Below are 10,405 nucleotides of genomic sequence, written 5' to 3'. Positions count from 1 at the left end.
TGCTCTTGCAGGGAGCGGCAGTTGGGAGCGAATACGGCGTAGTTTTCCTCAAACCCCTTGACGGAGAAGGTGTAGTAAGGTATTACACCCTGTTGGTTGAGCACCTGGCGGAGACGGGTGGTGTGTCCGCGTCGCGAGGCCGCCACGTTGTACACCAGCTGGTTGGTGACCAGCCATCCGGCCGAGAGGAGCTTGCGGATGCCTTCGGCAGCTTCGGGCGTCATCTCCAGCGGAGTCTGGAAGTGGGTTTGGATGATGAACTGGCTGATGCCTGCCGCCGAAGCCTTCTCCTTGAAGGCGCGCAGGATTTCCACCAGCTCGTCGTTGATGCGCATGGGCAGGTAGGCGGGCAGGCGCGAGCCCAGTCGGATGCGTTGCAGTTCGGCATATTTCTGCCCTTCGGGGCGCGCCTGGTTGGCTTTGCGCTTGTGCTGGGCCATGCGGCAGACGGCGTCCAGGATGTGTTGCAGAGTCTTGTTTTGGCTCATCAGCGCGTCGCCGCCCGTGATGAGGATGTCGCGCAGCTGGGTGTCCTCCTCGAAGTAGGCCATCAGGCGGCGCAGCTTCTTCTCCCAGCTTTCCTTGGGGCGCAGTTCGTCGAACTCGAAGTTGAGGCGCTTGCTCTGGAAGTCGTACATGCGCTGGCAGGAGGCACAAAGACCCCCGCAGGCGCGCCCCAGGGTGTCGGGGATGAGGATGGCCACCTCGGGATAGCGGCGGTGGATGTTGTGCCCGTCGGGCAGGAGCCATCCGGCAGCGTTGGGCTTGCCCGCCTCCACCACGTCCTCGCGCTCCCAGGCGCGTATCTCGCCGTAGGTCTCCACCAGTTGGGGCGAATAGAGGATGTAGCTGCGCAGGGCTTCGTCGTCGTAGCCCTCCGTGCCGCAATTCAGGAGCGAGAGGTAGTAGGGGGTGGCGAAGAAGGGCATACCCTTCTTGCGTGCCCTGGAAAGGAGGTATATGGTCTCCGCCGAAAGCGAATTGCCCAAGAAGCGGTTCAGCTCCTTCGGCCCCTTGACGGCCATGGCCAGGTGGAAGCGGAAATCGTCCCACCATTCGCTCACCAGACGGTATTTCTCTTCATAGCTCGCGCCTTCGTCGAAGTGGTAGCGGGAACTCTTGCGGCCCTCTATCTTCTGGATGAGGGCGTGGATGATGCGTTCCTTGTTGCGGGCGCGTATCTCCTGCACCTCCTCGTCCAGCCCCGAGGGCCACCGTTCGGTCAAGGCCTTGACGCGCTGGGGCGAAGGCAGATGGGGGGAGGGTTGCTGCAGGCGCTTGAATTGGGCATACAGGTCGACGAACACGTCGGTCTCCATCTCCGCGTCCGACTGTCCCGTCAGGAAGCGGAAGAGCAGGGAGAGGGTGCTGACGGGCAGCTGCTCGCCGGTGGACAGCTCGAACACTGTCCGCCCGTCGTGCTCCGCCAGGAGGCGCAGCTGCCGGCACGCTTCGCCCTCAGCCTGCGGATGGGTGGCCAGGTGCTCCAGCAGGTTTTGCCTGAAGTCGCCTTCGTCGCCGCTTCGGGCGGCCAGTTCGTCCAGCTCGGGCAGTTCGTGACGGTAGAGTTGTCTCAGTTGTGAGAGGGTCAGGGCAAGCAATTTCTTCTGTTTCATAAGCGGTTGTTTTCTGTTTACGGTAACTCTCCTCCTCCGGTTGTCCCTGTCGTTGTGGGGCTTTGTACCTACGATTTGGTTTCTTCGGCCTTCTTTTTCGGTTCTTTCTTGGCCAGCATCACTACATTATAAACGTATTCGGTCATCCATTGTTCAGAGTAGCCCAGGCGCTCCTTGTATTGGCGCACGGCAGCGGCTGTCTTGTGTACGTCGTCCTTTTTCCACACGGTCTTGGTGCAGACGTCGTGGACGGTCTTTTCGGTCATGGTGCGCAGGGCGCCCTTGAAGATGGAAGGCACACGGAATTTCCATTGCATCAGGTTGCCCATGAGCATCATCAGGTCGTTGGAGAATCCCTGATACATGAAGAGGTAGGCCTGCACGTCGTTTTGCGTGCGGCAGTGTTTCTTGATGGAGGCGTCTATCTCCTTGAAGAAGTTTTCGCTCAGGCCATAGTCCTGCATCAGCATCTTCTTCGAGGCAGCCTTTTCGGCCTGCCCCAGCCGTCCGCCCTGGGTGGGTATCTTGAACAGGCGCTTGAAGTTGGCCACGTCGGGGACGAAGCGTATGTTGGTGATGCCCAAATTGGCGGCTATGACCGACTGGAAGTAAACGCGGGTCAGCGACACGAAGTCTTCCACGTTTTTGGACGAAACCTCTTCGGATTTCTTTTTGAATAAGTTGGCAAATATTCCCATATAGTTTTGATGAATTGTGTTAAAATCGTGGCACAAAAGTACGAAATAAGTTGATTTACACCAACGTTGTGCGGGGCTTATTTCTCAACTTTCTCCTGCCAGCAATCCAGGTCTTTCTCCACTTCCTTCAGGCGGCCGGCGGTGAACACAGGGTCTTTGATGCCCTTGCGCTTCTGCGTGCGGTAGTCGTCGAGCAGGCGGAAGGCATATTTGCCCAGCAGGGCAATGGCCGTCAGGTTGCAGAGGGTCATCAGCCCCATGGTGATGTCAGCCAGCCCCCAGGCCACCTCCAGCGGGCCTCGCCGTAGTAATAGTTGCCCAAGATGCTGCTGAAGGCGAAGAAGAACAAGGCCACGGCCACGAAGATGCCGCCCGAGGGGCCTATCTCGTTGGTGAGCGCCTGCTGGGTGAGCCGCACGCCGTTGGCCGAGCCGTCCAGCGGGGCGCCGCTGAAGAGGATGATGAAGGCCGTGCAGGTGCAGATGATGAGTGTGTCGGTAAATACGCCCAGCGTCTGGATGAGTCCCTGCTTCACAGGGTGGCTGACGTGGGCGGTGGCCGCCACGTTGGGTGCCGAGCCCATGCCCGCCTCGTTGCTGAACAGGCCGCGCTTGATGCCCTGCATCAGGGCTGCCCCCACACCGCCTCCCAGCACCTGCTCCCAGCCGAAGGCGTGGCTGACAATGAGGCCGATGACGGCAGGCAGCTCGCCGAGGTTCATCAGGACAATGGCAAGGGCCAGGCCCACATAGCCCAGCGCCATGACGGGCACGATGACGCTGCTCACCCGTGCGATGCGCTGCACGCCACCGAAGATGATGACGACGGTCAGTGCAGTGACGATGCCACCCACCACGGCATGGTCGAAGCCGAAGGCGTTCTCGAACGCGGCACAGAGCGTGTTGCTCTGCACGGAGTTGAAGGCAAAGCCGAAGGTGACGGTGATGAGCACCGCGAACAGGGCGCCCATCCACGGCTGCTTCAACCCCTTGCGCATGTAGTAGGCGGGGCCGCCTATGTAGGAGTCCTTGCCTTTCTCCTTATAGAGTTGTGCCAGGGTGGACTCTACAAACGAACTGGAGGCGCCCAGCAGGGCAATGACCCACATCCAGAAGACGGCACCTGGCCCTCCCACAGCGATGGCGGTGGCTACGCCCGCCAGATTGCCCGTGCCCACGCGGCTGGCAATGGAGATGGCAAAGGCCTGGAAAGAGGAGATGTGCTTCACGTTCTTCTTCGTACCAGCCGAGTCGCCCAGCAGGCGCACCATCTCCCTGAGCATGCGGAATTGTACAAAATGGGTCTTCCACGTAAACCACAGTGCGCAACCCAGCAGGAGGGCAATGAGGAGATAGGTCCACAGGATGTCGTTTATCAGGTTGATTGCATTCATAAGTTTTTATTGGTTGAGGGTTTAGGGATTAGAAGGTAAAGGATTAGGCTCATTGGTCAGGCCTACTTCAGCCGGAAGTGAAACTTGTGTCCTTCAAACACCGCCTCCACAATGCCGTAGCGGATGAACTTGGCCAGCAGATGCTCGGCAGCGCGTCGCGACAGACGGGCCAGGCGGCAGTAGCGGTTCAGCGACAACTGCTCGTTTTCGCGGAGCAAATCAAGCAGGAGCTGTTCGCGCCCGGTGTACTCCATCAGCTCGCCCAGCGGGCTTCCGCTCTGCTGCCACACCCGCAGGTGAATGGGCGTGGCCAGGATGTTCTCGTCCTTGATGCGCAGGTAGGCCAGCGGCTTGCCCGATTCGTCCTTGGCGTAGACGGGTTTTTGTCCGCTTTCTTCAATCTGCACCAGCAGCACGTTGCGCCCCTCCACCTGGTAGGTCTGCATGGAGTAATTAACCGTCGGGGTACAATAAAGTTCGGCCGCCGCCTCAATCATGTACTTCTCCTCTTCCGAGCGCACGCCGGCAATCTTGCCGTTGTCCTTCACGCCGATGAGCAGCCTTCCGCCGTCCGTATTGGCAAAGGCCGAAAATGTCTTGGCTATCTTGCGCGCGTCCGAAATCTCAAATTTGAAGTCTTGTTGCTGGTGTTCGCCTTCGGCAATCAAGGCGTGTATATAGTCGGTATTCGCATTCGTTTTCATGCTACAAATGTAGGTAAAAAACAGTCAGATGTATGTTTTTGGGTCAAAAACTCATTTTATTTCAAAAAAAATATCGTTTTTGCGCATTTATTTCGGGAAAGAATGTATTTTTGCCTGAACATTATTAACGAAGTAATTTAATAGGATTATGAAAGAATTAGTAGAAAAGGTTGCTGAATTGTATGCAGCATTTGAAAAAGATGCGAAAGCTCAAGTTGAGACTGGTAACAAGGCAGCCGGTACTCGTGCCCGCAAGGCCTCTTTGGAGATTGAGAAGGCAATGAAGGCATTCCGCAAGGCATCTTTGGAAGCTGCGAAATAAGGGGTGGCACTGAAGAAATTACAAGGAAGACTGTCAGACAAAAGGCAGTCTTTTTTTGTAGATAATAGAGAGAATCCCCAACTCTCCATTCTCAACTCTCCATTACTCCAACTGCCATGAACGAAAACGTCCTCAACAAGCTGAAGATACTGGCCGAGTCGGCCAAGTACGACGTCTCCTGCTCCAGCAGCGGCACGGTGCGCTCCAATCGGGCGGGCACGCTGGGCAATACCGTGGGCGGATGGGGCATCTGCCACAGCTTTGCCGAGGACGGACGCTGCATCTCGCTGCTCAAGGTGATGCTCACCAACTACTGCATCTACGACTGTGCCTACTGCATCAACCGCCGCAGCAACGACCTGCCGCGCGCCACGCTCTCCGTCAGCGAGCTGGTGGACCTCACCATCGAGTTCTACCGCCGCAACTACATCGAAGGCCTCTTCCTGAGCAGCGGTGTGGTGCGCAACCCCGACTACACCATGGAGCGCCTGGTGCGCGTGGCCAAGGACCTGCGCCTCGTCCACCGCTTCAACGGCTACATCCACCTGAAGAGCATCCCCGGCGCCAGCCGCGAGCTGGTGAACGAAGCCGGCCTCTACGCCGACCGCCTCAGCGTCAACATCGAGATTCCCCGCGAGGAGAACCTGAAGCTGCTGGCGCCCGAGAAAGACCATCGGAGTGTCTTTGCCCCCATGCGATACATCCAGCAGGGCGTGCTCGAAAGCGCCGAGGAGCGCAAGAAGCACCGCCATGCGCCCCGCTTTGCCCCCGCCGGACAGAGTACGCAGATGATTGTGGGCGCCACGTCGGAGACCGACCGCGACATCCTCACGCTGTCGTCTGCCCTGTACAGCCGCCCCACGATGCGCCGCGTCTACTATTCGGGCTACGTCTCGGTGAACACCTACGACAAGCGCCTGCCCGCCCTGAAACTGCCTCCGCTGGTGCGCGAGAACCGCCTCTACCAGGCCGACTGGCTGTTGCGCTTCTATCAGTTCAAGGTGGACGAGATTGTGGACGACGCCTATCCCGACCTCGACCTCGAAGTCGACCCCAAGCTGTCGTGGGCCCTGCGCCATCCCGAGCAGTTCCCCGTCGACGTCAACCGTGCCGACTACGAACTGCTGCTGCGCATCCCCGGCGTGGGTGTGAAGTCCGCCCGTCTCATCGTGGCCTCGCGCCGCTTCTCCCGCCTGGGCTTCTACGAGCTGAAGAGGATGGGCGTGGTGATGAAGAAGGCGCAATACTTCCTGACGTGCAACGAACTGCCCGCCCGCACCATCCACGAGCTGACTCCGCAGGGTGTCCGCCGCCTGCTGGTGGCCAAGCCCAGGAAACAGGCGGACGAGCGGCAGCTGAGTATAGAGTGGGGGGGAGAGCCTCACCCCCGGCCCCTCTCCGAAAGAGAGGGGGAAAGTGAATGAATACAGATAGCCGTTCTTAATTATTAATTATCTTAAGTTTCGCAAGTTTATTAATCGATTGTAGTTAAGGAGTTAAGAAGTTAAGCCAATACCTTTGTGAGAAGGATGCCGACCATACACTTGAGCTATCGGCTTTAACTCCTAAGCCCACCTTGGTGGGCGATAACTCCTTCTAACTCCATTAACTCCTGCAAGTTTTGGTAAAACCAAAACTTGAGTTAATTATTAATTCACATGACCGTCTTCCAGTTCGACAACACCTTCCCCAGCCTGCTGACCGCCGTTTTCGAGGCCTACGCCCGCCGCACCTTCCCCGACGCGTTGCTGGGCGCGGACGAGCCCCTGCCACTGTTCTGCGACGAAGTATTCGCCGTGCAGACCGACGACGCCAAGGCCTCCCGCGTGTGGCGCGGCTTGCAGAAGAAGCTGTCGGCTTCGGCCATGACCTGCCTGGCGCAGTGCTGGCTGGCCGAGGAGGCCGAGACGCCCATGCTCCTCTTCCGCTACATCCGCAAGGCCGTCGACGCCCCCCGCTCCATCGAGACCCACTTTGCCGACCCCGACGTGCTGGCCTTCGCCCGCATGTGGAAGCGGGTGGACTGGGAGCGCCTGCGCCTGCTTCAGTTCGTCCGTTTCCAGAAGGCGGCCGACGGCACCTACTTCGCCGCCGTCGAGCCGCAGAAGAACGCCCTGCCGCTGGTCGTGGGTCACTTCCGCGACCGCTTTGCCGACCAGCGCTGGCTGCTCTACGACGTGGGCCGCGCCTATGGCTTCTACTACGACCTGACGGACGTGCGCCGCGTCACCTTCAGCGAGGCGGACAACTTGCCCCACCTCGTCTCCGGCCGCCTGGACGACAGCCTGCTGGACAAGGACGAGCGCCTCTTCCGGCAGCTGTGGCAGACTTATTTCAAGGCCATCTGCATCAAGGAGCGCCTCAATCCGCGCAAGCACCGCCAGGACATGCCCGTGCGCTACTGGAAGTATCTGACCGAGAAGCAACAGGACTGACTATCCTGATCCACACCCCTTCGCCCCGTTCCTTCGCCTCGACAATGCGCCGCTTCAGCAGGGCGACGTGGCGGCGCGAGTTGATTACATGCCCCGGCTTGCGGTTCTCGCCCGGGTGACGGGTGGCGTTGTGCCGCCCGTCTCAGTCAACCACCCAGTTGCTGTTGTGGGGCACCGTCTGCTTGGGGTCGTAGTTCATGCCTGCCTGTGTGGGGATTTTCAGCACATAGGTGCGGCGGCTCTTGTTGGCCAGCGAGCGGTCGCGCAGCCAGGGGTTGGCGTCTTTCAGCTGGGCGTAGGTGATGCCCTGCTGGCGTGCAAAGACGGCGAGGGTGTCGATGCCCGTGGTGACGGTGACCTCCTGGTAGGGGATGGGCGGGTAGAGCTGCTCGCGCTTCAGCAGGAAGCCGTAGCGCTGGGGCTGGCTGATGACGGCCTTGGCGGCCAGCAGGCGGAACATGTAGCGCGAGGTCTCTTCCACCAGCCAGAGGTCGGTGGCGCGTTCGGCCAGCTGCTTCTTCAGTTCGGAGGAGATACGGCCCTGTCCGGCGTTGTAGGAGGCGGCCACGCAGAGCCAGTTGCCGTACTTCTCGTAAGCCTCCTTCAGGTAGAGGCAGGCGGCGCGGGTCTCCTTCTCCACGTGGTAGCGCTCGTCGATGTTGGCGTTCACCTCCAGCCCGTACTCGCGCCCCGTGGCGGGCATGAACTGCCACAGGCCTGCCGCTCCGGCCGGGCTGCGGGCCAGGGTGTTGAGGCTGCTCTCGATGACGGCCAGGTACTTGAAGTCGTCGGGGATGCCGTTGGCCTTCAGGATGGGCTCGATGACGGGGAAGTAGCGGTTGGCGCGCTTGATGGTGAGCATGGTGGTGGAGTGCATGAAGGTGAACGACATCAGTTCGCGGTCCATCCGCTCGCGGTGGTCGTAGCGCTTCAGGTCGATGGTCTGGCCGGCAAAGACAATCTGCTCCGGCACGCTGGGCGGTGAGACGCAGTAGGGCACTTCGGACTTCACCGAGTCGCGTGTAGGGTCGAACGAGCTGCTGCCTGCCAGGAAGGGCAGGGTGGCGCCGACGCAAAGGGCGACGGCGGCAGTCAGGATGAAAGGTATGGCTTTTCGTTTCATTTTAATGGTGAATGGTAAATGGTTAATGGTGAATGGTAAATGGTAAATGGTAAATGGTAAATGGTAAATGGTAAATGGTAAATGGTAAATGGTAAATGGTGAATGGTTAATGGTGAATGGTTAATGGTGAATGGTTAATGGTAAATGGTTAATGGTGAATGGTTAATGGTAAATGGTTAATGGTAAATGGTTAATGGTAAATGGTTAATGGTAAATGGTTAATGGTGAATGGTAAATGGTTAATGGTAAATGGTTAATGGTAAATGGTTAATGGTGAATGGTTAATGGTGAATGGTTAAATTCTTCACTTTTAATTTTCCCCTTTTAATTCTTCTCTTTTAATTCTTCTCTTTTAATTCTTCACTTTTCATTTTTCCCTTTTCATTTTTCCCTTTTCATTTTTCCCTTTTCATTTTTCCCTTTTCATTTTTCCCTTTTCATTTTTCACTTTTCATTTTTCACTTTTCATTCTTCACTTTTCATTCTTCACTTTTAATTTTTCACTTTTCTTTCCCCCCCCACCGGCATCCGCTTCCACACCGCCCGCGGGATGAGCCTCCAGAAGAATACGAGGAGGCGGTAGCGGGCATCGATGACGGCCACCCTCTTGCGCCGCTCCAGGGCGTTGACGATGTGGTGTGCCACGCGGTCGGGACGCATCAGCATGGGGTAGTGGCCGCCACGCAGCAGGTCGGTGGCAACGAAGCCGGGGCGGATGTCGGTGAAGCGGATGTGCAGGTGTTGCATACGTGCCAGTTGTTCCAGTGCATCGATGTAGGTGTTCTGAAAGCGCTTGGTGGCCGAGTAGGCGGGTGCGGCTCCCAGCCCCTTGGTGCCGGCGATGGAGCTGATGACGGCGATGTGTCCGCCCTCAGGGGGCAACAGGCCCTCGGCCTGTCGCTCCTTGAAGTAGGCGAAGGCGGCTGTCGTCATGCGGGTAAAGCCTTCGACGTTGGTGCGTGCCGTGCGCAGCTCGATGTCGGGGTCGAGCTCGGGGTTCTGATAGCCGATGCCCGAGCTGAGGAAAAACAGGTCCATGCCGCCCATCCGGTCGATGAGCGTCTGCAGGCGTTCGGGGGCATCGTTGTCGGTGACATCGATGCGCTCTGTCTCCACCCGGTCTGGCGCCGTTGTGCGCAGCGCCTGCAAGGCTTCTTCCCGTCGGCCGGCCACGCCTATGTGCCAGCCCCGGCCGAGGAGCTGGCGGGCCACCTCGAGCCCTATGCCCGATGTAGCACCGATGATAATGGCTTTCTTCATATTTTGTTAGTTATGAGCTACGAGCTACAAGCTACGAGTTACAAGCTACGAGCTACAAGCTACGAGCTACGAGCTACGAGTTATGAGCTACAAGCTACGAGTGGTTATCGCAAGTCGGTTGTTTGTCAGAAATTCTTCATTCTTCATTTTTTTTGTTCTTCATTCTTCATTTTTTTGTTCTTCATTTATCCGATGATTGTCGCCACCACCCTTCTTCCTCCGCCTCGGTTTCGGAACTCGCACAGGTAGATGCCTTGCCAGATGCCCATGTTCAGGCGTCCGTGGCTGATGGGGATGGTAATCGAGGCGCCCACCAGGGTGGACTTGGCGTGGGCGGGCATGTCGTCGTCGCCCTCGCAGGTGTGCTGGTAGTAGGGTTCGCGTTCGCGCACCAGGCGGTCGAAGATGGCCGTCATGTCCGTCTGCACGTCGGGGTCGGCATTCTCGTTGAGGCTCAGTGCGGCCGAGGTGTGCTTGATGAAGAGGTGCAGCAGTCCTGCTTCGGGCAGGGGCGGCAGGTTGCGCACCACCTCGTCCGTCACCAAGTGGAAGCCCCTGCGGTGGGGCGAGAGGGTAAATTCTTTTTGTTCAATCATGTTTCCGTTTTTTCAAGGGTTCGTGTCCGCTCCTCTCGGTCTCGTGGGGGCGGACTTCGTGCAAATATACGCCAAAACTGTCTTTTATGCGGCATATCCTTGTACTAATCTTTTGCCCTTTCGGGAAAAAAAGCGATATTTGCGTGCCCGTTATAAATCTTAATACTTCGTTAAATTTATAGCTAATCCGTTGATAACAAATAAGTTAATTAATAAAGTTTAGCAGAATAAAATAGGTCAAGTAGCTGATTTTCATTA

General features: G+C 57.7%; 9 protein-coding genes and 1 pseudogene. 3 read left to right on the top strand and 7 right to left on the bottom strand.

Annotated features, from left to right (window positions below; all coding sequences use genetic code 11):
• The 4 genes and pseudogenes from Q1Y74_RS12540 to Q1Y74_RS12525 form a co-directional block, all read right to left on the bottom strand.
• Nucleotides 1-1,616: KamA family protein (locus Q1Y74_RS12540; RefSeq protein ID WP_300814648.1), on the bottom strand; the 1,616-nt coding region annotated here is incomplete at its 3' end.
• Nucleotides 1,617-1,684: 68 nt separating this feature from the next.
• The gene (locus Q1Y74_RS12535) at nt 1,685-2,314 is read right to left on the bottom strand and encodes a hypothetical protein (RefSeq protein ID WP_300814647.1); all 630 of its coding nucleotides are present in this window, start codon (nt 2,312-2,314) and stop codon (nt 1,685-1,687) included.
• Between the two features lie 77 nt (nt 2,315-2,391).
• Nucleotides 2,392-3,707, bottom strand: a pseudogene (locus Q1Y74_RS12530) (alanine/glycine:cation symporter family protein).
• Nucleotides 3,708-3,769: 62 nt separating this feature from the next.
• Complete coding sequence (locus tag Q1Y74_RS12525) at nt 3,770-4,411, bottom strand: ATP-binding protein (RefSeq protein WP_300814646.1); 642 nt, start codon at nt 4,409-4,411, stop codon at nt 3,770-3,772.
• A gap of 148 nt (nt 4,412-4,559) precedes the next feature.
• Here Q1Y74_RS12525 and Q1Y74_RS12520 point away from each other — a divergent pair, with 148 nt between their 5' ends.
• The 3 genes from Q1Y74_RS12520 to Q1Y74_RS12510 all read left to right on the top strand — a co-directional run bounded on the left by Q1Y74_RS12520 (nt 4,560) and on the right by Q1Y74_RS12510 (nt 7,168).
• A complete protein-coding gene (locus tag Q1Y74_RS12520) occupies nt 4,560-4,733 on the top strand; it encodes a histone H1 (protein ID WP_300814645.1) in 174 nt (57 codons plus the stop codon).
• Between the two features lie 116 nt (nt 4,734-4,849).
• Nucleotides 4,850-6,157, top strand: a complete 1,308-nt coding sequence (locus tag Q1Y74_RS12515; RefSeq protein WP_300814644.1) for a putative DNA modification/repair radical SAM protein — start codon at nt 4,850-4,852, stop codon at nt 6,155-6,157.
• A 234-nt stretch (nt 6,158-6,391) separates the two neighbouring features.
• Nucleotides 6,392-7,168 carry a TIGR03915 family putative DNA repair protein gene (locus Q1Y74_RS12510; RefSeq protein WP_300814643.1) on the top strand — a complete coding sequence of 259 codons (777 nt, stop codon included), beginning with the start codon at nt 6,392-6,394 and terminating at the stop codon, nt 7,166-7,168.
• A 142-nt stretch (nt 7,169-7,310) separates the two neighbouring features.
• Here the strand turns inward: Q1Y74_RS12510 and Q1Y74_RS12505 are convergent, their stop codons facing one another.
• From Q1Y74_RS12505 to Q1Y74_RS12495, 3 genes are all read right to left on the bottom strand, one after another.
• Nucleotides 7,311-8,291 carry a transglycosylase SLT domain-containing protein gene (locus tag Q1Y74_RS12505; RefSeq protein ID WP_300814642.1) on the bottom strand — a complete coding sequence of 327 codons (981 nt, stop codon included), beginning with the start codon at nt 8,289-8,291 and terminating at the stop codon, nt 7,311-7,313.
• A 492-nt stretch (nt 8,292-8,783) separates the two neighbouring features.
• Nucleotides 8,784-9,551 carry an SDR family NAD(P)-dependent oxidoreductase gene (locus tag Q1Y74_RS12500; protein ID WP_300814641.1) on the bottom strand — a complete coding sequence of 256 codons (768 nt, stop codon included), beginning with the start codon at nt 9,549-9,551 and terminating at the stop codon, nt 8,784-8,786.
• 185 nt (nt 9,552-9,736) lie between these two features.
• Nucleotides 9,737-10,147, bottom strand: coding sequence for a secondary thiamine-phosphate synthase enzyme YjbQ (locus tag Q1Y74_RS12495; RefSeq protein WP_300814640.1), 411 nt, complete (start codon nt 10,145-10,147; stop codon nt 9,737-9,739).
• Nucleotides 10,148-10,405: the final 258 nt, after the last annotated feature.

Source organism: uncultured Bacteroides sp., assembly GCF_949298305.1.
In the GTDB taxonomy this organism is placed as follows: domain Bacteria; phylum Bacteroidota; class Bacteroidia; order Bacteroidales; family Bacteroidaceae; genus Bacteroides.
The sequence above is the reverse complement of the archived record's forward strand: the minus strand, read 5'-3'. Positions and strand labels throughout refer to the sequence as shown.

What these genes read in the sequence shown, in the direction of transcription:
- Q1Y74_RS12505 (WP_300814642.1), bottom strand. Translation starts at nt 8,291, where the DNA reads ATGAAACGAAAAGCCATACCTTTCATCCTGACTGCCGCCGTCGCCCTT.
- Q1Y74_RS12525 (WP_300814646.1), bottom strand. Translation starts at nt 4,411, where the DNA reads ATGAAAACGAATGCGAATACCGACTATATACACGCCTTGATTGCCGAA.
- Q1Y74_RS12495 (WP_300814640.1), bottom strand. Translation starts at nt 10,147, where the DNA reads ATGATTGAACAAAAAGAATTTACCCTCTCGCCCCACCGCAGGGGCTTC.
- Q1Y74_RS12500 (WP_300814641.1), bottom strand. Translation starts at nt 9,551, where the DNA reads ATGAAGAAAGCCATTATCATCGGTGCTACATCGGGCATAGGGCTCGAG.
- Q1Y74_RS12520 (WP_300814645.1), top strand. Translation starts at nt 4,560, where the DNA reads ATGAAAGAATTAGTAGAAAAGGTTGCTGAATTGTATGCAGCATTTGAA.
- Q1Y74_RS12510 (WP_300814643.1), top strand. Translation starts at nt 6,392, where the DNA reads ATGACCGTCTTCCAGTTCGACAACACCTTCCCCAGCCTGCTGACCGCC.
- Q1Y74_RS12515 (WP_300814644.1), top strand. Translation starts at nt 4,850, where the DNA reads ATGAACGAAAACGTCCTCAACAAGCTGAAGATACTGGCCGAGTCGGCC.
- Q1Y74_RS12535 (WP_300814647.1), bottom strand. Translation starts at nt 2,314, where the DNA reads ATGGGAATATTTGCCAACTTATTCAAAAAGAAATCCGAAGAGGTTTCG.